The sequence below is a fragment of the Paenibacillus sp. FSL R7-0179 genome (assembly GCF_038002265.1).
Lineage (GTDB): Bacteria > Bacillota > Bacilli > Paenibacillales > Paenibacillaceae > Paenibacillus_AQ.
The window spans coordinates 1,891,501-1,916,129 of record NZ_JBBOCC010000001.1 but is presented as its reverse complement, the minus strand read 5'-3'; the positions used below and the strand labels follow the sequence as shown (position 1 = coordinate 1,916,129).

Annotated in this window: 26 protein-coding genes; 2 read left to right on the top strand and 24 right to left on the bottom strand. The window is 46.8% G+C overall.

The genetic code is table 11. The features are described 5' to 3' along the window. Positions 1 to 74: 74 nt before the first annotated feature. Together MKX63_RS08555 and MKX63_RS08550 are read right to left on the bottom strand one after the other, a co-directional pair. Positions 75 to 623, bottom strand: coding sequence for an O-acetyl-ADP-ribose deacetylase (locus tag MKX63_RS08555; RefSeq protein WP_341016486.1), 549 nt, complete (start codon positions 621 to 623; stop codon positions 75 to 77). A gap of 106 nt (positions 624 to 729) precedes the next feature. After that, positions 730 to 1,476: an SAM-dependent methyltransferase gene (locus tag MKX63_RS08550; protein WP_341016485.1), complete on the bottom strand. Its 747-nt coding sequence runs from the start codon at positions 1,474 to 1,476 to the stop codon at positions 730 to 732. Between the two features lie 329 nt (positions 1,477 to 1,805). On the opposite strand from MKX63_RS08550, the gene MKX63_RS08545 reads away from it, so the two are divergent. Next, entirely contained in the window at positions 1,806 to 3,197 is a 1,392-nt protein-coding gene (locus MKX63_RS08545; protein ID WP_341016483.1) for a hypothetical protein, read from the top strand. Between the two features lie 11 nt (positions 3,198 to 3,208). Here the strand turns inward: MKX63_RS08545 and MKX63_RS08540 are convergent, their stop codons facing one another. The 5 genes from MKX63_RS08540 to MKX63_RS08520 form a co-directional block, all read right to left on the bottom strand. Beyond that, complete coding sequence (locus tag MKX63_RS08540; protein WP_341016481.1) at positions 3,209 to 3,457, bottom strand: hypothetical protein; 249 nt, start codon at positions 3,455 to 3,457, stop codon at positions 3,209 to 3,211. A gap of 41 nt (positions 3,458 to 3,498) precedes the next feature. Further along, positions 3,499 to 4,584: a WG repeat-containing protein gene (locus MKX63_RS08535; protein ID WP_341016480.1), complete on the bottom strand. Its 1,086-nt coding sequence runs from the start codon at positions 4,582 to 4,584 to the stop codon at positions 3,499 to 3,501. 424 nt (positions 4,585 to 5,008) lie between these two features. Beyond that, the gene (locus MKX63_RS08530; protein ID WP_341016479.1) at positions 5,009 to 5,377 is read right to left on the bottom strand and encodes a VOC family protein; all 369 of its coding nucleotides are present in this window, start codon (positions 5,375 to 5,377) and stop codon (positions 5,009 to 5,011) included. A gap of 70 nt (positions 5,378 to 5,447) precedes the next feature. Further along, positions 5,448 to 6,044 carry a chloramphenicol phosphotransferase CPT family protein gene (locus MKX63_RS08525; RefSeq protein WP_445323519.1) on the bottom strand — a complete coding sequence of 199 codons (597 nt, stop codon included), beginning with the start codon at positions 6,042 to 6,044 and terminating at the stop codon, positions 5,448 to 5,450. A gap of 80 nt (positions 6,045 to 6,124) precedes the next feature. Then, positions 6,125 to 6,862: an SDR family oxidoreductase gene (locus MKX63_RS08520; RefSeq protein WP_341016477.1), complete on the bottom strand. Its 738-nt coding sequence runs from the start codon at positions 6,860 to 6,862 to the stop codon at positions 6,125 to 6,127. 179 nt (positions 6,863 to 7,041) lie between these two features. Here MKX63_RS08520 and MKX63_RS08515 point away from each other — a divergent pair, with 179 nt between their 5' ends. Continuing rightward, the gene (locus tag MKX63_RS08515; protein WP_341016475.1) at positions 7,042 to 7,950 is read left to right on the top strand and encodes an AraC family transcriptional regulator; all 909 of its coding nucleotides are present in this window, start codon (positions 7,042 to 7,044) and stop codon (positions 7,948 to 7,950) included. A gap of 43 nt (positions 7,951 to 7,993) precedes the next feature. On the opposite strand, the gene MKX63_RS08510 is transcribed toward MKX63_RS08515, so the two are convergent. The 17 genes from MKX63_RS08510 to glmS form a co-directional block, all read right to left on the bottom strand. Further along, a complete protein-coding gene (locus tag MKX63_RS08510; RefSeq protein WP_341016473.1) occupies positions 7,994 to 8,617 on the bottom strand; it encodes a class I SAM-dependent methyltransferase in 624 nt (207 codons plus the stop codon). Then, a complete protein-coding gene (locus MKX63_RS08505) occupies positions 8,583 to 9,854 on the bottom strand; it encodes a radical SAM/SPASM domain-containing protein (protein ID WP_341016472.1) in 1,272 nt (423 codons plus the stop codon). The genes MKX63_RS08510 and MKX63_RS08505 overlap by 35 nt, the downstream gene beginning before the upstream one ends. Before the next feature lie 26 nt (positions 9,855 to 9,880). Continuing rightward, positions 9,881 to 10,159, bottom strand: a complete 279-nt coding sequence (locus MKX63_RS08500) for an acyl carrier protein (protein WP_341016470.1) — start codon at positions 10,157 to 10,159, stop codon at positions 9,881 to 9,883. After that, positions 10,152 to 11,759 (bottom strand): AMP-binding protein, encoded by a 1,608-nt coding sequence (locus tag MKX63_RS08495; RefSeq protein WP_341016469.1) that lies wholly within the window; start codon positions 11,757 to 11,759, stop codon positions 10,152 to 10,154. The genes MKX63_RS08500 and MKX63_RS08495 overlap by 8 nt, the downstream gene beginning before the upstream one ends. A 13-nt stretch (positions 11,760 to 11,772) precedes the next feature. Continuing rightward, the gene (locus MKX63_RS08490; protein ID WP_341018572.1) at positions 11,773 to 12,426 is read right to left on the bottom strand and encodes an ABC transporter ATP-binding protein; all 654 of its coding nucleotides are present in this window, start codon (positions 12,424 to 12,426) and stop codon (positions 11,773 to 11,775) included. Between the two features lie 80 nt (positions 12,427 to 12,506). Then, a complete protein-coding gene (locus MKX63_RS08485) occupies positions 12,507 to 13,295 on the bottom strand; it encodes a hypothetical protein (RefSeq protein WP_341016468.1) in 789 nt (262 codons plus the stop codon). Then, on the bottom strand, positions 13,270 to 13,983 hold the full coding sequence (locus tag MKX63_RS08480) for an ABC transporter ATP-binding protein (RefSeq protein ID WP_341016466.1): 714 nt from the start codon (positions 13,981 to 13,983) through the stop codon (positions 13,270 to 13,272). Before MKX63_RS08480 ends, MKX63_RS08485 begins: the two co-directional genes overlap by 26 nt. Before the next feature lie 27 nt (positions 13,984 to 14,010). Beyond that, complete coding sequence (locus tag MKX63_RS08475) at positions 14,011 to 16,494, bottom strand: ABC transporter permease (RefSeq protein ID WP_341016465.1); 2,484 nt, start codon at positions 16,492 to 16,494, stop codon at positions 14,011 to 14,013. A gap of 49 nt (positions 16,495 to 16,543) precedes the next feature. Then, entirely contained in the window at positions 16,544 to 16,942 is a 399-nt protein-coding gene (locus MKX63_RS08470; protein WP_341016464.1) for a hypothetical protein, read from the bottom strand. A gap of 34 nt (positions 16,943 to 16,976) precedes the next feature. After that, the gene (locus MKX63_RS08465; protein WP_341016463.1) at positions 16,977 to 18,104 is read right to left on the bottom strand and encodes a BtrH N-terminal domain-containing protein; all 1,128 of its coding nucleotides are present in this window, start codon (positions 18,102 to 18,104) and stop codon (positions 16,977 to 16,979) included. Then, a complete protein-coding gene (locus MKX63_RS08460) occupies positions 18,091 to 19,395 on the bottom strand; it encodes a hypothetical protein (RefSeq protein ID WP_341016462.1) in 1,305 nt (434 codons plus the stop codon). Before MKX63_RS08460 ends, MKX63_RS08465 begins: the two co-directional genes overlap by 14 nt. A 92-nt stretch (positions 19,396 to 19,487) precedes the next feature. Continuing rightward, positions 19,488 to 19,679 carry a hypothetical protein gene (locus MKX63_RS08455; RefSeq protein ID WP_341016461.1) on the bottom strand — a complete coding sequence of 64 codons (192 nt, stop codon included), beginning with the start codon at positions 19,677 to 19,679 and terminating at the stop codon, positions 19,488 to 19,490. A 41-nt stretch (positions 19,680 to 19,720) separates the two neighbouring features. After that, positions 19,721 to 19,855 (bottom strand): hypothetical protein, encoded by a 135-nt coding sequence (locus MKX63_RS08450; RefSeq protein ID WP_341016460.1) that lies wholly within the window; start codon positions 19,853 to 19,855, stop codon positions 19,721 to 19,723. Between the two features lie 36 nt (positions 19,856 to 19,891). After that, complete coding sequence (locus MKX63_RS08445; protein WP_341016459.1) at positions 19,892 to 20,032, bottom strand: hypothetical protein; 141 nt, start codon at positions 20,030 to 20,032, stop codon at positions 19,892 to 19,894. A gap of 23 nt (positions 20,033 to 20,055) precedes the next feature. Further along, positions 20,056 to 20,196 carry a hypothetical protein gene (locus tag MKX63_RS08440; RefSeq protein WP_341016457.1) on the bottom strand — a complete coding sequence of 47 codons (141 nt, stop codon included), beginning with the start codon at positions 20,194 to 20,196 and terminating at the stop codon, positions 20,056 to 20,058. Between the two features lie 57 nt (positions 20,197 to 20,253). Then, positions 20,254 to 21,645 (bottom strand): radical SAM/SPASM domain-containing protein, encoded by a 1,392-nt coding sequence (locus MKX63_RS08435; protein WP_341016456.1) that lies wholly within the window; start codon positions 21,643 to 21,645, stop codon positions 20,254 to 20,256. Between the two features lie 502 nt (positions 21,646 to 22,147). Continuing rightward, positions 22,148 to 23,980, bottom strand: a complete 1,833-nt coding sequence (gene glmS / locus MKX63_RS08430) for a glutamine--fructose-6-phosphate transaminase (isomerizing) (protein WP_341016454.1) — start codon at positions 23,978 to 23,980, stop codon at positions 22,148 to 22,150. Between the last annotated feature and the right edge of the window lie 649 nt (positions 23,981 to 24,629).

The window sequence follows — 24,629 nt, the reverse complement described above, 5'->3', positions numbered from 1 at the left end:
ACTACCCAGAGCCTGTTATATCATTAACAATTGAAGGAGGAATAAGGTTCATTTACGTTAATGTTTTGGCCTCACTATGCTCCGTACTTCTTGAATTCATTCTTATAGATTTCCAAGTTATTTTCATCAAAGCATACAAATATAACCCTCTTAATGTTTGTTTCATTCTTCGATAAATACCCGGACACTTCCTCAACCGCGATGGAACACGCCGGGTCTTTCGGGTATCTGTAGATGCCAGTGCTTATATTAGGAAAAGCAATGCTTGCCACTTCCTTTCCTTCAGCCTGTGTTAATGCATTCCTGTAACAATTTCTCAGCTTATCCTCCTCCTGATTCCCTCCGCCATTCCACACGGGGCCAACGGTATGAATGACATAACGGCTTGGCAAGTTCCCTGCTGTGGTGACTACCGCTTCTCCAACCTCACAACCACCTTGCTGATTCCGGATCTTCATACATTCTTCTAAAATAGCTTTTCCCCCGACTCTATGGATTGCGCCATCTACACCACCCCCACCCAGCAAGCTGGTATTAGCTGCGTTCACTATCGCTTCCGCCTCAATCTTGGTTATATCACCTTGGACCAACTGAATCCTAGAGTTCTTCACAGTAAGTTCCATAATTACCCTCCTGGTATTTAGTTTATCTCTTCCCATTATATACACCAAATAGCGGTACCCTGGCCCCTTAAGACCGGCTACCGCTCCTTATTCAACACACTACTGTCTACTTACGCCGGGCAACCATCATAATCTCCATGCTGCCGAGCTGTAAGGGATGCTTCCCGAATTGTCCCGGGCTACAGCCATATGCGGCCTCCACTGCGAAACCTTCACTGCCCAGAAGCATCTGCAATTCCCGGAAGGTAAAAGCGGTGGTATAGATCAATACCTCTTTGGATTCACCCTCGGGACTATGAATCTCTTCTTTATCGATCACGGTGCAGGAATACGGATCAAATAACGACTCATCCTGTATACGCCGGGCTAAGTTAAACGCATTAATTACCGTAAGAACAAATAGAGCACCCGGCTTCAGCGCCCGATGAACTCCTCTAAGGACCTTCCGGTGATTCTCTTCACTGCCCGCCAGTCCAAAAGCCCCTTCACACAGACAAATCGCACCATCGAACTCCTGATCAAACATTAGCTCGCGGGCATCCGCCGCCAGAAATGTTGCCTCTAACTCTTCCTTCGCAGCTTCCCGGTTCGCGTGTCTGATAAATTCCGCAGAAATATCCACGCCCACTGTTCTCACTCCGCGCCGGGCCAATTCCAGACTATGCCGCCCCGGACCACAGCCAATATCCAGAATGCGAGTACCCTGCCGCAGATTCATTAACTTCATTAAAAAGTCTGCTTCCTGCATCGTTCCCTGGGCGAAACCATATTTCAAATACTGCTCCCGCATGAAATCTCCGATGGCTTCATAATAATCCCCATTGTACTCAAAGCCTGCTTGCGTATTCTTCAAAAGCTATCCCTCCGTATCTGTTGTGCCTACACGGAAGTGAATTGGCATGAGCGCTTAACCCCTTCCGTGTCCCGAATGACAACGTTCAGCTTGTCAGCGCTTCTATTCATAGGTTCACTCGCTTTCCTTATTATGTAACTTCAGGGTAGACATTCGTAGCCGGGAAGTCAAAAGAAAGAACCGTTTTACTCATTCTATACGGTTAACCTAACTTAGCCCTCGCACCCGCATCTGCAACTTCTGCACAGCAACCGCGTCCATAACAATATGGTAAATCTATCTATTCTCTGAAAACAATAGGACAATTAAACACCACAGGAGGTTAATATATGCGCTATATGACAGCAATTGTACTAGCGGCGGCTCTGCTCACAGGATGTCAGGCGGCGGACAAGAAAGCTGTGGACAACTCTTCCTCAGCACCATCCACAGCTTCCCCAACGATCGGATCACCCACAGCTACATCAACTACACCTTCCGCTTCAGCATCTTCAAGCATGGAGGAGCCGCTACTTTATATTGAGCAATTGAAATCTATCGGCGGAGGCGGACAACTGATACAGGTGAAGTCGAACAGCGATATCGACCAGAATTCACTGGAGCAAGCACTGAAAAACAGTCTACAGACCAGTGATCCCGAGACAGGGTTCCGGTATACGCTGGAATGGGAGTCCCCGCGGTTTCTGCAAATCCGTCTGCATCTGGATGAAAGCAGCGCCTGGTCCGGTACGTTCAATCTGGATGAAGCCGTTACCGCAGACGGGCGTAAGTATGCCAGTACGGAGCAGCCATACCGTAACTCGGTTGTGGTCAGAACTCAGGCCGGCGAGGGCAGTCTGCTGTTCCAGGGCATCACCTCCGGCATCCGGCGCGTAGTACCTGCCTGGAACACGGGCTGGATTAAGTCCATTCAGACCCCGAAATCGGTGGCCCCCTCCTATCTGTTCTACGGGCAGGAGAAGCATCATCTGGTTCACGCCCTGACTGGCGAGGCGCTGGAGATTCCGGCTTTTCCCGAGGAGAAGGAGGCCTACGGTAATGACTATGGTTACCAAGAGATGTACTCTGACCGCTTCTACGGGGACTTCACTTATATGATCTCAGGCAATAAGACGCTGTACCGGGTGGACCTGAAGGACTTCACCCGTATGAAGCTTCATGTGTTCGACATGCCGGTCTACGGAATGTCCTCCTCGGCTGACGGTAAGCGTATCGCTGTACTTACCGCACATGACGAGTTCATCGGTCCCGGGGCAGACTTGGCAGTGCTAGATCAGAAGGGGAAAATACTGCATTCGCGGGAGAACGCCGTCTTCCTCTCCCACAGTGACGGCTTCCTGTTCGTGTATCCGCTGGCTTGGGCGGATGATTCGTATCTGATTCTTCCCGCAGACAGAGGTGAGAATAACACTCTCGGCCAAATCCGATACAATACCGGAAGCGGAGATTCTTCGGTGATGCAGGATCAGCGGATCACGGTCCAGGTACAACAGGATATCTCGGAGCATGAGCGGCAGCAGCGAGATGACTTCCTGTTCGCCGAACTCCACTGGTCACCGGACAACAGATTTGCAGCCTTCAAATCCGGCACAGGTGCCATACAGGTCTACGACACACAGGAGCGGACCTTTAGCTTCGTGGCCGCAGGCACACTGCTGGACTGGATGCCGGATGGAACGCTGGCCTGGGCGGATGCCGGGGATCATGTGTATACCTTTTAACTATACTTCTCCTATTTTGTTTTCTTTGGAAAACCATATACGAATAGGATCACACCAATTAACGTAAGGACTGGAACAAAGATATTATCGAAGAAGCCTGCGATAGGCGTTTCTGGCTGGAAATTCAACAAGTTAGCTTCGTATAACGCAGAATATTCATGACTTCGCGCGATCATAGTCCCTACACGTTCGATCGTGTAGATTAACCCGGCAGCAATCAAAAAAGCCGCACCTAGTTTTCGGTATAAGTTGTTGCCCATGAAATATTGTTGCCTCCTCTACTCTTAGTCGATTGATGTAGTTAAGGCTTCACCACGCCGGCCGGAAGCCCGGAAGCCGGTGGCCAGACGATGGTTCCGCTGCGGTTCATGTACCCTCTGATTTCCTCGCGTGTATCTGGAACGAGCAGGGTGATTTCCGCCAACTCGCCATTGAACGAATCGGCCCAATAGAGTTGCGGCTTGACCACGAAGCGGCCGGAGGTATTAATGTAGCCGTACCTCTGCCCCGGGCTGACTGGAGCCAGACCGCCCTTGAACAAACCTCCGGCCGTATATCCCTGGATGACTTTGACACCCTTCTTATTAATATAGAAAGTGACTCCATTGCGCTCAACGAATGCCAGTCCTTCCGAGAACGGCTGCGCCATGCTGAACTGCGGCTTGATCAGGTAATTGCCTTTTTTGTCGATGTAGCCGTATTTGCCATTCACAGACACGACTGCTGCCCCATCGGAGAACGGTGTGGCGTAATCATACCGTGGGGTTATGCGAAGCTTGCCGGTGGTGTCGATGTAGCCGTATTTGCCGCCAACGGCAAGCGTAACAGCTGCCATGCCTTCGGAGAAATCAGACGTAAAGCTGTACCGGTACGGAACGATAAGCTCGCCCTTCGTGTTGATGTACCCTGAGGCTTTGCCCAAATTAACCCGGGCCAGACCTTCGGAGAAATTAAAAGCCCGGACGTAGCTTGGCTGTATAGCCACCTTGCCTTGACTGTCGATATACCCGTACCGGGTCGCCGTAGCCCCGCCAGCGAGTTGAATCTTCGCTGTATACAGCGCACGGTCATTATACAGAATGCCGGCATCTCTCAGCTTGTATTCAAACAGCTTGGTGCCCTCCGAACTGAAATAGTATTGCTTTTTAGCCGCGTGGTCCTCGACATATACTGTCCCTCCGGGCACTCCTGAATACCCGTATCCGTCGTATACCGCTTCGATAACAACCTTACCTTTTCCGTTAATGAAGCCGTATTTCCTGTTCACTTCAACCGGATACAATTGATCGGCGGTCTTGGCCTGTACAGCCCCAGCACCGGCGGCCTGGACCTTGGCCTGCGATTGCGATGGACCCGCTACACTTGCACTGAACACCATCGTCGTCATTAGAAATGTTAAAGCCAGCTTTTTGAACAATTGCGGTTCACACTCCTTTGAGACTATTTTCCATTCTTTATGTATAGACGGCGGTTGTACCCGTTTTGTTGTGCATGTTTTGGAAGAAAGATAAAGAACACTTGCCAAAAAATAGGACTGCCCTTTGCGGATGCAGCGTATCTCCTTCAGGTTGAACTTTTCTCAGGAAAAATCCACTCCAAATACTTGGAATGGATGCAATGCAATATAGAAGGAGTAGGGTGCCAGCCAGATGAAAGCAACACAATCGTCCATTTTTCATCATCTGGTTTCTATTAGAAAATAGAATTCAATCAAACAAAAACTCCCCATACAGCAACAGGCTTTATTATCTCACCTGTCTACCATATGGGGAGTCAATCAGTACAGAAACACTGTCTTCTTGTGGTGCAGATCAGCCTTTACTGTGAAGAGTAATCAAGTATCCGTCCGGATCGGCGAAGGTAAAGGTACGTCCGAAGGGGCCATCGATGGGTGCGGATGTAATTTTTACGCCTGCTGCTGCGAGTTTATCGTGAATATCTTGCGTATCCGGAGCATAGAGCCATAACGCAACACCAAGTCCAGGCTGAGTTCCCTTACTAAGTTCGACTCCCGGCATGAGGTCACGAAGTGCAAATGCAATAGGCTTGGTCTCAAAAACCACCGCATGAGGCGGGCCCGCCTGTGAACGGACGAGTCCAAGATAGTGTTGATAAAATTCAGCCGAGCCTTCAAGATCGCTGACCTGAAGTGAGATGAAATCGGGTCCAATGACTGACATAATATAGCCCCCTAATATTCGCGTTTGTAGGTTAATATAGTCTTCATTATACCCACCCTTCCTGACAACGTTATGTCAGTAGCGTTTTATTAAGATCAACATCTCTTTTACGCAATTTCTGAAATACCGAGTATTCCTTATCAGACTTAATGTAGTTTAAAATCTGTTCGGCGCATTCCGCCGGATTCAGCTCTTCCGTGTTCACTTCGAGATCATATTCATCAAAGCCATAGACGATGTCGAACTGCGCATCCGCCAGTCCAATCTGCCGGTCGCCCCTTGCCTGCTCTCTTCTAATTAGCTCTTCCCGGGAGCACATGACACCAACAAATAAAGTAGGCCGGCCCGCAAAATGATCCAAAAACTCATTAAATCTCTTATCGTCCTCGAATACGGTATCCACGATGACATTGAAGCCCATTTCCGCTAACAGCTTAATCGTTGAATAGAACACGGAGCAGATGGAATCGTCCAGAATATCAGAGACCACCTGATGGTCGATTTCGCGTACTGGCTCATCTGGATATTTATGATTAATGAAATCATTGTAATTCATGAAAAAATCATCAATCGACACATGATAAAACGGGATCTCTTTCTGTTTTACAACCTCAGCCGAGATGGACGTCTTCCCAGAGCTTGAGGTTCCATTTAGAACAAGCAACATGCCTTTATTCAATTCGTTCCCTCCTATTCATCCTTCCATTATAAACCATAGGAGATAGAGGAAGGAACTCATCATCTGCTTCAGTTAAACCCGCCATTGACGCGAATCGTCTGCCCGGTGATCCAGCGGGCCTTGTCACTGACGAGCAAGTCGATTACATTCGCAATATCCTCCGGTTCACCAAGCCGTCCAAAAGCATTCATCCGGCGGAAGGAATCCACCAGCTCATCGGATTTCCCGTTCAGGAATAACTCCGTCGATACTTGCCCGGGTGCAACGCAGTTCACGACGATATCCTTCGCTCCGAACTCCTTCGCTAATTGGCGGGTTAACTGCTCGACTGCCCCTTTGGTTGCGGCATAGACGCTATAGGTCGGCAGCATCGCGCCTGATACTGAGGTCGAGAAATTAATAATTGTTCCACCCCGCTCCATATGCTTCATTGCTTGCTGGCAGGCGAAATACGTGCCTTTTACATTTACAGCAAAGTGCCGGTCGAACATTTCCTCCGTTACATCTGCGATAGGCACGCAGTCCATAATCCCGGCATTATTCACCAAAATATCAACACGCCCGAATTGCCCGATTGTCTCCGAGAAAAGCGCTTCGACCTCACTGACCTTGCTTACATCACCTTGAACGGCTATCGCTTCCCCGCCGAATTCCTTGATGATTTGCACGACCTCGTCCGCTTTTCCCCGGTTGGATGAATAGTTGACAGCTACTTTTATTCCTAAACCGGCCAACTGAATGGCGATTTGTCTTCCTATACCCCGTGATGCACCTGTGACGATGGCTACTTTTCCGTTCTGACTCATTAGGAACACTCTCCTTAAGTTTGCTTAGGCCGGATGATGATCTGTTGGCCTTATGGATTCATTGTAAATCATTCGAAGAGCATCCCGTTATAACAGACCTGTTCACTTCTTGCCTATTTCTCTTCAACTCGCTATGATTAACAACAACCCTACGTATATGTGAAAAGGAGGCTACTAACTTGAACGATTCATTGCGGACCGGGCCGCTTTTAGAGCAATTGGCCGCGCTGATCCTTTGCCATGCTCCATCGGCAGGCACCCATCAGACGCTTATTCCTTCCTTGCAGCTGATGCACGCCACGGATGTAGCAGAACCGCTGGAGTCGGTCTATAAGCCATCGATCTGCGTCGTTGCTGAGGGAGCTAAAGCAGCCACCCTGTCGGGTGAAACATTTCATTACGATCCGTCAACGTACCTGGTGACCTCTGTCGAGCTGCCGATTAACGGGAGAATTACCGGGGCTACGTCTGAGCATCCTTTTCTGGGCATCAAGCTAAGCTTCGATCCCGGGACCATCCTGGAAATTGTAAAAGAAATGACGGACCCCACCCTTGTTGCGGGTGAAACCTCCCTTGGCATCACGGTTGCCCGAACCTCTGAGCCCTTACTCGAAGCCATCGTACGGCTTATCCAGTTACTTGGCGCACCTCAGGATATTGCCATTCTATCCCCGCTCGTGATCCGCGAGATTCTCTATCGTGTTCTTCAGAGTGACCAAGGCGCACACCTGTATCAATTCGCCATTATCGGCAGCCATGCGCACCGGATTGCTGAGGCCATCCAGGTGATCACCAGGCAATACGCCGAGTCCCTTGTCGTTGAACAGCTTGCAGAATCCGTGAATATGAGCACCTCTGCCTTCCACAAGCATTTCAAGCGTGTCACCGCCATGAGCCCGCTGCAATACCAGAAGGTCATCCGCTTGCAGGAAGCCCGCCGCCTCATGCTGACCGAATCGCTCCAAGCCTCCGATGCTGCCTTCCGTGTAGGCTATGAGAGCCCCTCCCAATTCAGCCGCGAATACGCCCGCCAGTACGGGAGACCTCCGGTGTCGGATGTTCAGGGGATTCTGAGATTATCTAAGTAGTACATTAAAAAGGCCGTCCTATCGTTTCAGGACGGTCATAATTTCACTGGACTTTAAGCTGGAGAATTTGCGTATAATCGCAGTGCTTCACATTTTCGATACTGAATCCGTGATTTTTAAAATACTGTTTCAGATCCTTTTTCAAAAAGTGTTCAAAGTTATCGAATTCAAGCCGCTTAATGATGGAGAACATACATTTCTGAAACAAGCCCTGAGGCTGCTCCCACTCAACTACTAAGATCATTCCCTCCGGTTTTACAACCCTCCGTGCTTCGCTTAGCATTTTGCTGGCCAAGGGTTTTCCCATCTCATGTAATATCAATGAAATAATCACCACATCGAAAGAGCATCCGGCAAATTCCAGCTTCACGGCATCCATTTCAAGCATGTTCACACCGTGAAGCTTTTTTTTGGCTATTTTCCTGCGGGCTATGGAGAGCATCTCTTTGGAATTATCAATTCCGACCACCGTAGCATTGGATTTCTGCTCTGCAATCAGAATGTCATTGCTGGCTGTGCCCGCACAGATATCAAGGATATGGACCGGTTCATCCGGTAAGAAGCCTAATAAGGCTTGGCGGGGACTCCTTCCGGGTCGGCTGAAGAACAGCAAATCACATACATCATATAACCTAGACAGAACTCGGTAATTCAAGCTCAGCTTCACCCGCCGCTTCCTCCTTAGGCCGGCCTTTGGAGGCACAATATCTGAATATGCCCGCTCTTTCACTTGAAACTCTGCATTTTTTGGCAACCTCAACGGACAACTCAGGCGGCATCGGCGTTAAGGAAGTATCAATATTTTCTTTGGCAATGACACTGCTGGATGAAATTCCGAAGCAGGCACAATTGGAGCTGGAGAAGATGGCTCCCATATCATTATATATTTTCTCCAATGTATGGTCATATACGCTTCCGAATGAGGAGGGCACTGAGACGCATGGCGACACATGGCCGTCATTATTAATCGCAATATAATTGGAGCCTGCACCGCATCCAAAGTAATCTGAGCTTTCAAACTCGCAGAAATTAATAATGACCGGGAATGCCTCATTGGCTGCATTTTCTCGTTTTAGCTGTTTCAACAATCCCATGGCTTTTCCATAAAATCTGCCTACCTCTTGACCTTCCAGATTACCCTGCGGAATAGGCATCACTACCCGCACCTCTTGAACCCCAAGCCCCCCGACAAATTCGAAATACTGCTGCAATGCCCCTTCCTTCATCAATTCATGCGTAATGCAGACCGTCACAGCCGTATAGATATCCTTAGCCGTCAGTGCTTGAATGGCTTGTACAGCATCCTTGAAGGCGTTACGGTTACGTCTGAGCTTACAGCAAATTTCCTCATCGAAATGATCCAGGCTCAGTATACATCTGGTCAAACGGGTATGCTCCAGCTTGAGCGCAAAAGCATCATCAATGCCAAGACCGGTTGAGAATAGAACCCCTTCCATTCCTTCCGGTATGGCTCCGATAATCTCCATAATGTCCGTCCGCAGCATAGGCTCCCCTCCAGTAATTCCCACCGAAGCAGCCCCGAGCTCCGCTAAAGCATTCATACATTCCTTAATTTTATCCAGACTCATATCTTCTTGTCCGTATTTGGCTCTGAAGCAGTGCCAGCAGTCGCAATGGCATCTTCCCGTAACCACAATATCAGCTTGAAGCGGAACTCGCTTGTCCTCATAGACAATGTCATGAATACCAGCGATCAGCCGATTCCAGGCAGGGCTGGGGAAGGAGGGGAAGAAACTGCTCATATAAAAATTGCCGCCGGCCGGGTTGTACGTAAAGCTCTCATTCTTACCTTGAAAAAATTCCCCCACATATCCGGCCAATTCGCTTAAATCGCATTGCTGCATTGCACTTAAGGCCTCTTCATTCAGAACAGCTTTCTTCATCAATACTGTCATCCTCTTCACCTCTTCTATTCGGTTTTTAGAACTGTCTGGCTTGACGCCTGGTGCTTTAAGACTGCATTCCTCACATCTTCCACCGTTTGAATACCTTTCAGCATTTTCTCATCGACCTTCAGACCGAATTCTTCTTCCAGTACAGACAGCAGACATACTAAATCAAAGGAAGTGAACCCCAGATCGCAAATCAGCTTGGATTCCATCTGAATCTCCTGAATATCAACATCTGTAAATGGAGAGATCACTGTTTTGATTTTCAGCATCGTCTCGTCATTCTGTTCTCTAATCATGATTTACCTTCTCTCTGGTTATTCTAGTAGGCGCTCTTAGCTCCTTCTTCAATGCAAGCTTATCGAAGGGCTTCTCGCTTACCTCTAGTCTCCGAATCCGTCTGAATGCAGGCGAATTGTCATTTAGCATCTGTATGAGTTCGTCTAAAGCTAACCTCACATCAGTATATCCGTTGTTAACTGCATAATCATAATCAGGGTGTATGATGGCCGCCAGGGTCTCCCCACCCTTCTTACCGTCCGCATAAACCAGTGACTGATCTACTAATGGGTGCCGTTCGATACTTTGTTCTATTCCCACCGGTGAAATATTGTTGCCGTCCTTCAGAATGATAAGGTCTTTTTTGCGCCCTGTAATATAGAGGTAATTATGCTGATCCAGATAACCCAAATCTCCCGTTCTAAACCAGCCCTGGTCAAAAGCCTCCGCTGTGCTCTTGCAATCCTTGTAATATTGCTTCATCACAATACTTCCTTGAACCTGAATCTCGTCATCTTCGATTCGTACCCGGCAATATGGCTCTGGCCCAACCAGCCCCACAGAATGACTGATGATCCCGTTAGGCCGGTTACAGGAGACAAGCGGTGAACATTCGGTAATTCCGTATCCGTTCAATAGGTTAACTCCCAGCTTCTTATATTTCACCACCCATTCCGCGTCCAGATAAGCCCCGCCGCAAATAATCGTACGCAACTGTCCGCCAAAAAATTCAAGGTTCAACTGCCCCGTCCTTGCTGCCTCTCGCGAGATCCGCTTATGTAAGCCTTCCACAAGCATGGGAACCATAAAGAGCACCGAGGGGCGGAATTGCTGTATACTGCTCAGATAGCCGCTTAACCCGCCACTAAGGCACAGCGTCAAGCCGTAAAACAACAGCGGAACCAGCATCCCTGACGTAACGGCAAACATATGATGCGGCGGCAATACGACAACTGTGCACCCTCCGGGCTCAAAGGCTTCTATGCCAGCCAGATAGACGGAGCAGATGATATTATGGCAAATATTCCGGTGGGAGAGCATTGCGCCTTTGTAGCCGCCTGTTTCACTTGAGGTGAAGACAATCATAGCCGTCTGATCTGCATCCACATGAGTGGACCTAAGTTTCTCGCTGCACCGGGTATCTCTTATGAATTCAGCTATACTTGGAAAGGGGCCTCCCGCTTGAAAACACACGATCACTTCCAGAGTTTCGCAACTGTGCCTCAACTGCTGTACAATGTGCGACATGCTGCTATCTACAAACAACATGGATATATCGGCCTGAAGAACCAGGGTTACCAGATCATCCAGGCTTAAATCCTTGTCCATAGGAACGGCTATATTGCTAGAGCCTGTCACTCCAAAAAAAGCAACCAGCCACTCGTAGCTCAAACCGCCGATAAAAGCAACATGTTTTTGGCTCAGCCCCCTCGCTTCAAACGCAGCGCTCAGTGCATCCGAATCAGACTTTAACTGCAGGTATGTTTTTTGAAGCCTCTCGCCGTCTTGCTTGGCCTCAACCGCTGTTTGATGGCGGTATCTCCCTGCACTGTGAGACAGAAATTCAGGGATACTATCTGCTCCTCCCATGAACATGGCGATTCGCTCTAATTCACTCATTTGACCAGTCTCCTTAAGAGTTTCCAACAATGGCAATGCGAGAATCAGCAGCTAACAAGGTATCCGATACCAACTGTCCATCCTTGACGACTATATTTCTGGTGCCATAGCCGATCAATTCTGCATTATGGGTGATATGTACAATGCTTGTTTGCCAAATCCGGTTAAGCTGCTGCAGCATTTCCATCACCTGAACCGCCGAGGCGGTGTCCAGATTTCCAGTAGGCTCATCGGCAAGAATCAACGGGGGATTATTAATAACTGCCCTGGCAATCGCCACCCGCTGCTGCTGCCCTCCTGACAATTGCGCAGGAAGCTTCCGCCTATGTTCTGTCAGTGCCAGAAGCTCCAGTAGTTCCTCCAGCCTAGATGCGGCAGTGCTTCTCTTTCTGCCTGCTAACAGAACCGGCAGCTCAATGTTCTCCTCCACGGTCAGATTTTGAACAAGATTATAGTTCTGGAATACAAAGCCTATTTCACTTTGGCGAATTTTACTTTTTTGTCTGTCCGACAATTTGTTAAGATCGCGTCCAGATAAGTGGACAGTCCCGCTGGTTGGATACTCCATACCACTCATAATGTACAGGAGTGTGCTTTTCCCACTGCCCGACGAGCCCATTATTGTGGTAAATTCCCCCTCTGCAATGATTAGTGATACGTCCTTCAGAACAACAGCATCCTTGTACTGCTTGTAAACATGATTCAGTTCAAGTAATGAGATGACGGTCCCCTCCTAATCCATTGCCCTTATTCTAAATTTAATTTCTTGATGAAAATATAGTTTATCGTGCTGTACATAAGACCGCAGATCAACAACTGAAACAATACACATATCCCAATCAAGGACAACATATTGCCGCTCTGATTCACGGTATGGAGTCCGAGCAGATATATAGTCGGCACCAGCAGAGCCACCAGCAGAATTTGCATTACAATATAGACGACAATGCCTGCAATAAAAGTGCCTGCCAGTCTGTTTTTACCCATAAGAATTTGTCCCAAGGCTATAGCCGTGTACATAAATAAATTAATGGTCATGGAAGAAACCATGTATATAGCTACTATTGAGCTTACAGCTATAACCAGCCTCGTCCCCGGGCCAGCCGTTCCTGATTGAAAAAAACCTTCCAATGCTTCCCTAAAAACTCGAGAATTGTCTGGGGAATAAAAGACTACCGCCAGCGAAGCCAGCACCAGCAGCATTGTCGCAGCATTCCAGCTTACTGCGGTTATAAGCTTGGAAAGGGTCAAGTTCCGGGTAGGAGCAGGCAAAGTGAAGGTTAGATACCCTTCATCAGTAACCATGCTGGTATAATACCGGATAGCCTGCAGAGCGTATGTTATAAGAATGACCGCTGCCAGCATCAGCTCATAGGTCAGCTTGGACACAACAGGAATGAATGCGAAGACTCCAGAAAATACGCTCCAACGGGTCGTTCCCCAGGCCAATACTGTAAAAAAGACGAAAATCAGATACACAGGAAACATATACCTCATCGTTGATTTAAAATCATATTTGATCAGTTTTTTTAGCATAAAGCCTCCTAAAATATTGATCGACAGTCATTTCATTTCCGGTCCTGATGTCTTTGGCTGCCGCCGCCTGTACAAGGCATCCCTGATCGATAAGGATTACATCATCCAGAATATGCTCGATATCCGCAATCAGATGGGTGGAAATTAAAATGGAGGCTTTTCGGTTATAGCATTTCAGAATCGTATCGATGATATAGTCTCTGGATGCGGGGTCTACCCCGCCGATTGGCTCATCAAGGCAGTATAGCTCTGCATCACGGCTCATCACAAGAATAATTTGTATTTTCTCTTTTGTCCCCTTAGAGAGGGTCTTCAATCGGGAACTGGAGTTGATATTCAGTTTATTTAGTAACTCATAGGCCATGCTGCGGCTGAAGTCTGGATAGAAATCGCTGTAAAAGGCGACCAGCTCCTGCACCTTCATCCAATTGTTCAGACAATTCCTCTCAGGAAGAAAAGCGATCTGCCGCTTGGTTTCTATGCCTGGGCTCCTTCCATTGATTCTCACCTCTCCACTCGACGGCACCAGCAGACCGTTGATCAGCTTGAGCAGAGTTGTCTTGCCGCTGCCGTTGGGTCCGAGCAATCCGACAATCCTTCCCTGCTCCACCGTCACGTTGATATTATCAAGCGCGGTATGATGCTCATACCGTTTGCTCAATGCAAGGCACTCCATAATAGCCGTCACCCTATCCCATCCTTTTCCCATTTTGGCTCATTCGTATTTCAATTCCTGGACGACATTCAAGCTTGGGATTCTTCGGATCGACAACGCTGAAGCCATCATCAGAAGAAGGAACATCCCCCCCAGTAATGTGCAGGCGGCCGCCACATCCAAGCTTATGCTTACGTATTCACCGATGCAAAAAAGAATCTGCTCCAGCGCCTTTGCAAGAACCAGGCCAAGACCTCCGGCAAACAAACAGCCTGTCACAAAGGTTCCGGCTAGCTCCATAACAACCATCCGCTTCAACTGTGACCTGCTCATTCCGAGGGAATATAAAACTGCATACTCCTTTTTACGCTGAAGAAATCCGATCAGTTGATTAATGAGCACGCCCGTAAAGGCAATCAAGGCAGACAAGCCTATAATCAGGTTGATCAAAGACAATAAAGAATCAATCTCACTTTTGTTGCCGTCCAGGAACTCCTTCACAGTCTGCACATTGACTCCTGTTCCAGCCAGTATCCGGATCAACTGATCTTTCACCTGCTCCGGTTTTCCTGTAATCCCGATTTCAATGGTGGCTGGAATCCGGCTCACTTTTTGCAGATATTGCTCTGGAGAGATCACAACTACATTTCTGCTTGAAGTGAATTCTCCAGCATCCACATAGCCGGCTATCTTCACTGTAAATGCCTCCTTCCCTGCACTCCTCAGGGTCAGCAGGTCACCGATGTCCAGTTGGTTGCGAGGCCCATAATATTTGTCGATCAAAGCTTCTCCTGCTGACAGTCCACTCATTTTATCCGAGGTATCCTTGATTCCGAGCATCTCATGATCCATCCCAAAGATGCCTATATTCATGGCTTGATGATTAACCGTAATATTATTGAAGCTGTAGTATACAGGCTGAAGGGACTGCACCCCTTCCACAAGTTCAAGTCTGCTGTACATGTCAGCGCGCTCAGACAAGCCCGTCAGTTGAATATCCCCTTCAAAGCTCTCGCCCACCCGTGAAAATACCTGATTAATCGATAATGTTGTTAAATAGATGATTAGCATTATAGATAGAGTGACTGTTACCAGTGTAATACTAGAGTGAATGGTTTTGCTGCCCGCAAGATTCTTGCTGCACAGATGATTGCTCGCTCCAGCCCGCAATCTTGTTATCCTGGAGAGAATTCTGGATAAGCCTCTAATAAGCCAAGGAAGCATACAAATCGTACCTGTCAGCAGCAGTATAAATACCAGACCTGCCAGCAGCAGGCTATACTCTGTATTGACAATATACAAAAGAATGGAGCATCCCCAGAGGACGAGCCCGCATAGACTTCTTGGCCTGGAGACTCTGGCCTTGGCATACACAGTATCCAGCATAATGGCTCTAATCGATTGGCGGCTTGCCGATAGAATTCCATACATAGAGACCAGAATCTGAAAAATCACTGTCAAAGCCAGCGAATATACTACATATCGAATTTCAAATTTATCCGGAATATTCAAATAGGAAGCCTTCCCCCCGTAGGAGCCCAGAGCGGACATCACTGGCTCTTTCAGAAGAACTCCTGCAATTACACCAATAATACCGCCAAACAATCCATATAGCGCATGTTCAGCAAGCAGAATCAGATTCATTCTGAAGCGGGTGGCCCCAATGCTGCGGAAGGTTGCTATTTCGGGCATTCTTTTGGCCACAATGATCCTGGTATTACTGGCGTTTAAATAGAAAACCATCAGAATTACCGCGAGCAAAACAATAAACAGCAACTGATTGGTTTTCTCCAGCTCTGCCTTAATGGCAGCCTCATCGGCAAGCATGTCACCAGTAAAAGCTGGATTATCAGCCCTAAACTGGGTGTCGAAATGCTCCGGTGCCATCGCAAGGTCCTTCTGGACATAGACACCTGACACCTTGTCTCCCATTCCATTTAAATATCCTACATATTGAGGAGAAGAGAATAACATCAATTTATTATTTTCCTTCAAATATAAGCCTTTATTCTCAGCAATTCCGCCCACTATCAGCTTTTGTTCCCCAGCCAGAGTGGATACCTGTAAGGTATCATTAATATGAAAACCATACTTTTCCGCTGCACGCTGACTGATAATCACTTGTTGCTTAGCGGCAGGATCAAAGCCGGCCTTCCTCTCTTTAAGTACCAGCAGCTTGTTTTCCAGTACCAGGCTTAAGTCCATGCCATAGATATTCAGCGGAGTGACTCCCTCTTTTAATTGGCCGGCACCGGGAGCTTTTGTAAGCCCCAGTAGGTTTTTGACCTTTAGATTGGATAAATTCAGCTCATTTACACTAAAATACCTATCCTGCTCGCTGGAGACGTTGCTTTTATATACATAGTAATTAAAATCCTGGTATGTTCCCTGAAGGATCGACTTATACTGCAACAGCATTTGATCTTTGACCGTCATATTCAAATAAATCATTGCAGTAGAGAGGGTCAAGGCAATAACGATTAACAGACTGATTAGCCGGTTCGCAGCCATATGTTTGAGGATGTATTTTGTAATTATTTTCACGTACGCCAGCACCTTTACAGAAAGAATAGGTTAGGAGTGTAGACTGCCTTCATTTGCTCCAATCTAGCGTATATTTGCCTTTTGCTTTTATAGCCTTGATTTCGATTTCATAATTTTGGGTCTTATCTACAATGAAGTCGACCTCTCCTGAGCCCTCTGTCTTGAGAAAAACCTCGTTGTCAGCCTCGTCCCTTACTTTCATCTGGAGGGTTCCTTTGGATAATTCAATGGAGTAAGTCATCTTGACTTGGTCTCCTTTGTTGAATTTCAGCTTTTTAGTGTTAGTACCGTTAAAATAATAGAAAGAGGCGTTCAGTTTGTTCCCATAGCTGTTTTCGCCGTATCCCACTCTGACATCAGGACCAAGGAAGCCCGCCCCAATAAGCACGACCGATATTAACAGCAGCAATCCGGCAGACAACAGGATAAAGATTTTTTTTCTGCTCATATTTAACGCTCCATTTCCTCTTAGCAGTTAATCCCTACATAGAAGCGGTGCTGAAAATAGTTTTGATAGCTGTAAACTGTCGCTGCTCTGATACAATAATCTTCTCCCAAACCTGAAGAGCCTGCAGCAGATTTGCGGCCAGTTCTCCTTTATTATGTGCAATCCTGCTGAACAAGGTGAAGAGCTCTTTCCATAAAGATGTTATTTGGGCAAACTCGCAACCTGTATCATACAAATAAGGTACATTATATTTTAAAGCACAGTATTTTATGCATCGTCCAAACTCTTCTCGGAATGCAGAATAACTCCCGAACAACAGATTGTTGCGCAAAAAAACTATCTTTAGCCGGATAATCGCCGAGTTGCCCTGGGTCTTGCATTGAAGCAGCAGCCTCTGTAAATCCTCTTGCAGCCTCTTCATGCCCTGAATCCCCCAGGAGTCTGATTCACCAATAAATAGCCCTAGATCCGATTGGGGCCGCTCGCCTTCGTTCAGCATGATATTCGTGGTCGCAATAATACTGTTGAGTACAGCCTCCCTAATGTCAGGAGAACGAATTCCGGCGTCCCCATCATTCGGCTTCAAATAATAGCACAAGCCTCCCGGTGAGAACGGTACGCAACTGGAGTGTCTGTAGGTCTGGAATTCACCTATACTGATTTCGTTCACGCTTTCCCGCTCATCATCGTTGGTCAACACGACCAGCGCCTGATCCTGTTCTTCATCATAGCCAACCAGCAATAAGGTAGACAGATAATACAGGTTAAGTTTGAGTGCTCGAGGAGCAGCATCCTCAGCCCCTCTCAGGAAGCGGCTGTCAATTTTGAACAACACAGGAATGTCTTGATCTATTAAGCGCTTGAACTGTTCCCAGCCCGGAAGATCACCGGATATATGCTCCTGATGATATTGGATATTTAAATTTCGGAAAAAACGGATTTCCACCTGATTCTGTGATGCTACAGCGTAAGGCAATGCCTCAATGGCTACCCCGGGTATTTTGATTCGGTCATACATGAAGGTATAGCTTTCACTTAACAGCATAATTTCATAGGAATGAAGATTTAAGCCGTAGTGCCGGACCCATTCCTGAAGAGACTTAATTCTGCAATCCAGCATCTCTCTCCGTGCAATCTGGCGGTAGGTTTCAATCAACTGCACAGCGTACCTCCTCCGGCACACGCGTGCGTTTTTTTTTGATTTGAAGAAGCACTTTCTTGACCATAAAACGCCAAACCAGATTCAGGAAAAAGAACAAGGCAATATATGTAGTGATTCTGTCAGACAAATATCTGACCGCTTCAGCAAAGCTGATATTGACCTGTGAAGGAGTCAGCTTTAACAAAGCTGTGATATCATGGCTGAGGTTGTGGAACGCCAGAATCCAGCTCTCTACCAGGAACCGGATGAACGATGCGAAAAAGCACACGGTAAGCAACGAATATATATACATCACGGCTTTTTTTCCTTTACTCAGTAAAACTGGAACTGCCGGTCTGCCCAAGACCTTATAAAACAGATTGGCCCATAATTGATATATAACTGTCTTCACCTCTGTAATCCCCAGATAATCAACCAGCACCCAATACCCGTCAAATTTGATAAAAGGATTAAAATTGCCGAGAATCGTAAATCCAGAGAGTAAAATAGCTATATTCAAGAGATGACTATGCAAGAATAGCGCATTGAACAGGAAGGACAGCATCAAGAAAACACATTGAAGGTACATTCCTGCCAAATCCACAATTACACGCTGATGACGTTTGATTCTCCAAATTCTAGTGACATCCGAGAACATTACCGGCATCACAAAATATACTCCAACACCAATTCTGCCTGGAGCAACACCATAGGACATTGCTGCAATGGAATGACCAAACTCATGAATCAATCCTGTTGCAAAAATAAAAAATACGCATAAGGCAATATCCTTGATACCCAGACTGAACATGCTGCCAATTACCTGTGTATTGGAATAGGCGAATAAAATATAGGCAAGCCATATAACAGCAAGGGAACTAAGACCCGTCAACGTCTTTTTATGGAATAAAAAAATAAAAATTTTGAGCTTTGCGATTACACTTGGACGGAGCAAAGTGAATTTGCCCCACATCATTTTATTATGAGGGGGTTCGGTTGTAGCTATCGTACCTTCCAGAATTCCATTACGGACTAAAGTTAGCTCAATGACTTGCTCCAATTTCTGCTTACTGATTCTCAGTGAATAACGATCATGCAAAAATTCCTGCAGTTCTTCCACCGTCCGCTGGCCGTCCATGCTGAACAGGATATAATAAATAGTCTCTGATACCTTCCATTGACGTCCGTTCATCGTAATCAGATAGCAGGGCTGTTCATTGCCATCGTCAAATACTGAAATTTCCACTTCTTCCTTCACCTTAAGGACAGGGTTGCTCCATGAATAGCTGTTGACTGGGGTAGCTGTATTCATAAGTTCCTCTCCCTTCTTGTTTAGGCCGTATCCCCTTAACAGACCGAACCAACACGAGAACTCAGCCTGCAGTCCGGTCTGCCATCTAATATTTAGGCTACGTGCAGCCCCAGGAAGCAGACAGAAATACCGACACAGCCGGCGGCACAGGCTTGGCCACCACATGGGTTGGCAGCGGCGCCACAGGCATTAAAAAAACACAGCATCTCATCTCTTTCTTCGAGCTCATTCATGAATAAGTCCAGTTCTTCATTGTCGATCGCAGAATTCATAGAAGTAATCACAGGTTACGCTCCTTTCTAAGCAGGTAGAGTCATTAGTAGGGTTAAAGGCCTTCCGCTTGCGCTCCACAACCATTTCCAGTGCAAGCCATTTCTCCGCGTTCAGCCAGCTCCGATATCAGTTGCTCCATTTCCTGGCTGTCAGTGTCAAGTTCTTGGTTCAGCATCTTAATCTCCATAATATGCTTATCCTTTCTGTAACCTGTTAATTGGGCTTAATTCACGCCACAGGCTTTAGCTCCGCATCCATCCAGCGTACAGGCACATTCTTCTCTTTCCACCAACTCGGCAATCATATCCTCGAAATCCTCACTGCTCATTTCAATCTGGCGGTTCAGGGATTCAATCCGGTTCATTGTCCACACTTCTTTCGTTTGATTTATTTGATGCCACAAGCATCCCCACCGCAGCCATTGCCGGTGCAGGAACACTCTTCCCTTGCTACCATCTCCACAATCATCTTCTCGATGTCTTCAATGTCCCCTTCCAGGTGCTGATTCAGAGTAACAATAGGAACCATAATCCACCTCCTTTCTGGTTAGAAAGACTAATTATTGCTTAATGATCTGTGGAGCGCCTATGATGGCACAGCGGAATATTCTTCACACAGATCCACGGCAACCTCATCAAAAAGAGCAGTAAAATCATCACAATACACCTGATTCATGTCATTGTGCATTACTTTAGCCTGGGCAGAGCAGCCGCCGCCGCAAAACAGCATATATCTGCATTTGCTGCAATCGCTGATACGGTCTACCGTTCTGTCTTTCCAGGTACTATGTACGTCAGTAAGGACAAATTCTCCTTGCTGAACATCTACCGTGCCAATACGGCTGTCCGCCTCGGATAACACATCCCAACAAGGATAAATATCTCCAAATGGATCTATCGTGTACATTCCTGTATTTGCACCGCAAAAACCTGAACGGAGCGGTGCATAGCTGTTATTTTGCAGCATATATCTAATCCCTTCGGCTAATCCGCTGTAAATACTGTTCAGGTTAAAGCGGTCCGTGCCCTGGCCTACATACTCTCCTAACTGCTGCATCAATTCCACATCAGAGAGGGCGTTCTCGTCCTCCTGCTCATAACATCTGATATTTGTCTTAAAATAATAATGAAAATTAGGTTTGCCGATCCAGCCTTCTTTTTGATATTCTTCAATTAAAGCCTTTACGGAATCGGTATTCTTACGGTTGACATTGGTTCGCAATGAAATATTATTACCTTTTTCCAACGCTAAGCTGATGTTGGCTTTTATTCTGTCATACGTTCCCTGTCCCCCTACCAGAAATCTTCGCTTATCATGCTCTTCCCCGATTCCGTCAATTGTAATTTGAACTTTTTGAAACTTATATTCATTGATCAAATCGACATATTCATTCAGAAAATAACCGTTGCTGATGCAACTGATAGGAATATTCATTTCCCGGCATTTTTCGCATATGTAAGTTACAATATCCTTACTGCTTTTCAAAAGCGGCTCTCCGCCAAATAAGTAGACACTCCCGATTTTATAACCCTCAGCTTTATATTTAGCTAATTGGACAAAGATCGCATCCACTGTTTCTACTGATATTTTCTTATTAAGAAACTCCTTACCTTTAGCCAGCAAATTTTGTTCAAAGCAATATTCACATCTGAAATTGCAGTTATAGGTAGGCATGATGGTAATACATAAATTTTTTCGGCTGCTGGCGTTCAAGGTGTGACTGATTCTCTCAATCACTTTATACTCTTCCTCATCTGTTAGAGTGGTAATATATCCTCTGTTGGCCAGAACCTCTTTGTCCTCAATGCTGATGGCATCCAGCACGCTGCTATCCGCTTCACCTTTTTCCAGAATTTCAGCGATGGAATGATCCACAATATCAAAGGCTCCGCGAATTCCCTGAATCATCAGTTTTTTATTCTGATCCCGCTTCATTTCCAAATAAATGTTGTATTTGCTTACTCTGTACCCGGACATAGAATTTCTCCTCTTCAACAAATTTAGTTAGTAAAAAATCTAAGATATGTGATTATTTTCACTTAAAAAACAAACGAATTACACCTAATCCAAATAATAGAAACAACTAAACTCTATCACCGCTTATAAAGGACGTCAAATACATTTTTTTAAGAATTTACCATAGTTAATCATTAAAAATTAATATCATTTTCCCTAAAATAGAGAGTTCAATGGGAGTTGGAGAGGAGATTACATGGAGGCTATTTCCTAATTGTTATATTAAATTCGGGAGATAAAGCTTCAACTATAAGTCAACGGATAAGTTAAGCAATTATTTTTGTCATTGCCAACTACATTTAGTCAAATTAAGTCCGTTTTTTTATAAAAAAAGGACTCTCTATTGTACAAATAGAGAGTCCCATTACGAATTATTTATGCAGAAGCATGATTGTAGCGGAATCTAACGTCTAATTCCCACTTCTATTTTACGAATTCAATGATTAGTTACCTACATTTCCCCCTACTCCACAGTAACACTCTTCGCCAGGTTTCTTGGCTTATCGACATCATGACCCAGGGCCAGAGATGCGTAGTAGGCCAGCAACTGCAGCGTAACTACTGACAATGCAGCGGTAAGCAGCGGCAGGGTCTGAGGGATCACGAATACCTGGTCAACAGAGCGGAGCAGGTCGTATTTGTGCTCTTCGTGGGTGATGGCCATGACATGAGCGCCACGAGCTTTTACTTCTTTGATATTGCTGACGGTCTTCTCGAGCACGGATTCCAGGGTAGCCAGAGCGATGACAGGAACGCCTTCTTCGATCAGGGCCAGGGTACCATGCTTCAGTTCACCCGCAGCATAGGCTTCCGAGTGAATGTAGGAGATTTCCTTGAGCTTCAGCGAGCCTTCCTGAGCTACAGCGTAATCTACGCCGCGGCCGATGAAGAACAGGTGCTTGTGCTCAGCGATTTGCTCGGCATAGGCTTTAATCGCGTCTTTTTGACTCAGAATGACTTCAACTTGCTCCGGCAGAGACTGCATAGCGGCCAGAATCTTCGTAACCTCAGCCTCAGACTGTGTGCCGCGTACTTCTGCCAGATACAGACCCAGCAAAGTGAATGCGATCAGCTGGGAAGTGTAAGCCTTGGTCGAGGCTACAGCGATCTCTGGACCAGCCAGCGTAACCAGTACACTGTCTGCTTCCCGGGCAATAGAGCTGCCTACTACGTTAGTGATTGCAAGTACATGAGCTCCATTCGCTTGACCTTCACGAAGTGCAGCCAGTGTATCAGCAGTTTCACCCGATTGGCTCACTACGATAACCAGTGTCTCTGGAGTTACGATTGGTGAACGGTAACGGTATTCAGAAGCGATATCATTCTCTACAGGAATGCGTACCAGGGACTCAATCAGGTTACGTCCAACCAATCCGGCATTATATGCAGTACCGCAAGCTACCACTTGGATATTGCGGATGTTCTTGATTTGTTCTTCTGTCAGGTTAAGCTCAGGCAGAATGACTTTGTTGCCTTCCGCATTCATCCGTCCGCGCATGGTATCGCGGTATGCCTTAGGCTGCTCGTGGATTTCTTTCAGCATGAAGTGCTCATAACCGCCCTTTTCTGCGGTAACGGCATCCCAATCGACAGTAATCATTTCCCGAGAAATAAAGTTGCCTTCAATCGTCATCAGTTCGACAGCATCCCGTGTCAATACAGCCATTTCGCCGTCGTTCAGAATATATACGTTGCGGGTGTATTCCAGCAGTGCCGGAATATCGGACCCGATAAAGTTCTCGCCTTCTCCAAGACCGATGATCAGCGGGCTCGCTTGACGCACAGCTACCAGCTTATCCGGTTCATATTCAGTCAGTACACCCAAGGCAAACGCTCCGCGCATGTAAGAAATCGCCTGCTGTACCGCCTTAACGATATCTCCCTTGTATTCGCGGGCAATCAGGTGGGAGATAACTTCTGTATCTGTCTCAGAGGTGAAGTGGCATCCTCCGGCAATCAGCTCTTCCTTGAGATCCAGGTAATTCTCGACAATCCCGTTGTGTACTACCGAGAATTTGTGACTGTTGTCAGTGTGAGGATGAGAGTTCTCATCGGATGGCTTGCCGTGTGTAGCCCAGCGTGTGTGACCGATCCCGGCGCTGCCTGTCAGCGGAGTCGCGTCCAGACGGGATTCCAGGTTCGCCATACGTCCCTGTGCTTTTACCACCTGCAGACCATCCTTCGTGAACACAGCAATACCAGCGGAATCATACCCGCGATATTCCAGTTTCTTCAGACCCTCGACCAAGATCCCCTGCGAATTCTGATTACCAATATATCCTACAATACCACACATTATATTTTCCTCCGTCCAATTTATCGTAATTAGGCGCGCATGAGGAAAGAAACGTGCCGTGCGGCATGTTTTGAAGAAAAGCAAATATGATGTTGTCCATTACAACCAACATGATAACCTGTCAACTACATCGTTAGTCACGATTATGCACAGTCTTCTCCTCTGCCGTGGCAGAACCGTCCTGTCTTCCTGCAAATGCGCATACCCATGCTTTGTACATCTTTAAGTTAGCACCCACAAAAGCGTTGTGTGCAAGGTCGCCCTCGCATTTTCCGCTTCCATTTACGGCTCTGGTGCATCACCGGGAGGTCCCCGCCGAACATTTCGAACACCTCCACCTCGTCAGCTTACATCTGCCGTGATCCGTTCAGACCGAGCTGCACTGCTCACGCAGCCACCGGTCCTCCCTTCTCCCCCGCGCAAGATCAAGCTCTGGCGCTTGTGTTGCAATAACCTTACAATCCCCGCTTTCCTTCTGGAATGACACTTAGTCTATTATATGCACCTCAACCCGTTTTTGCAACGATGTGGTGAAGAAAACCTTTTTCATCCATTTCACACTTTTTCCAAACAGCCATGACCTCATTAATAATTCAGCCGGTGAACGAATCGGATTGATCCATCCACCGGCCATCTGTCCTGCTACTTC

Coding starts and splice junctions, on each gene's coding strand:
- MKX63_RS08555 (WP_341016486.1), bottom strand. CDS start 623: ATGGAACTTACTGTGAAGAACTCTAGGATTCAGTTGGTCCAAGGTGAT.
- MKX63_RS08545 (WP_341016483.1), top strand. CDS start 1,806: ATGCGCTATATGACAGCAATTGTACTAGCGGCGGCTCTGCTCACAGGA.
- MKX63_RS08540 (WP_341016481.1), bottom strand. CDS start 3,457: ATGGGCAACAACTTATACCGAAAACTAGGTGCGGCTTTTTTGATTGCT.
- MKX63_RS08535 (WP_341016480.1), bottom strand. CDS start 4,584: ATGACGACGATGGTGTTCAGTGCAAGTGTAGCGGGTCCATCGCAATCG.
- MKX63_RS08530 (WP_341016479.1), bottom strand. CDS start 5,377: ATGTCAGTCATTGGACCCGATTTCATCTCACTTCAGGTCAGCGATCTT.
- MKX63_RS08525 (WP_445323519.1), bottom strand. CDS start 6,044: ATGTTGCTTGTTCTAAATGGAACCTCAAGCTCTGGGAAGACGTCCATC.
- MKX63_RS08520 (WP_341016477.1), bottom strand. CDS start 6,862: ATGAGTCAGAACGGAAAAGTAGCCATCGTCACAGGTGCATCACGGGGT.
- MKX63_RS08505 (WP_341016472.1), bottom strand. CDS start 9,854: ATGAAGAAAGCTGTTCTGAATGAAGAGGCCTTAAGTGCAATGCAGCAA.
- MKX63_RS08500 (WP_341016470.1), bottom strand. CDS start 10,159: ATGATTAGAGAACAGAATGACGAGACGATGCTGAAAATCAAAACAGTG.
- MKX63_RS08495 (WP_341016469.1), bottom strand. CDS start 11,759: ATGAGTGAATTAGAGCGAATCGCCATGTTCATGGGAGGAGCAGATAGT.
- MKX63_RS08485 (WP_341016468.1), bottom strand. CDS start 13,295: ATGCTAAAAAAACTGATCAAATATGATTTTAAATCAACGATGAGGTAT.
- MKX63_RS08470 (WP_341016464.1), bottom strand. CDS start 16,942: ATGAGCAGAAAAAAAATCTTTATCCTGTTGTCTGCCGGATTGCTGCTG.
- MKX63_RS08460 (WP_341016462.1), bottom strand. CDS start 19,395: ATGAATACAGCTACCCCAGTCAACAGCTATTCATGGAGCAACCCTGTC.
- MKX63_RS08450 (WP_341016460.1), bottom strand. CDS start 19,855: ATGGAGATTAAGATGCTGAACCAAGAACTTGACACTGACAGCCAGGAA.
- MKX63_RS08445 (WP_341016459.1), bottom strand. CDS start 20,032: ATGAACCGGATTGAATCCCTGAACCGCCAGATTGAAATGAGCAGTGAG.
- MKX63_RS08440 (WP_341016457.1), bottom strand. CDS start 20,196: ATGGTTCCTATTGTTACTCTGAATCAGCACCTGGAAGGGGACATTGAA.
- MKX63_RS08435 (WP_341016456.1), bottom strand. CDS start 21,645: ATGTCCGGGTACAGAGTAAGCAAATACAACATTTATTTGGAAATGAAG.
- glmS (WP_341016454.1), bottom strand. CDS start 23,980: ATGTGTGGTATTGTAGGATATATTGGTAATCAGAATTCGCAGGGGATC.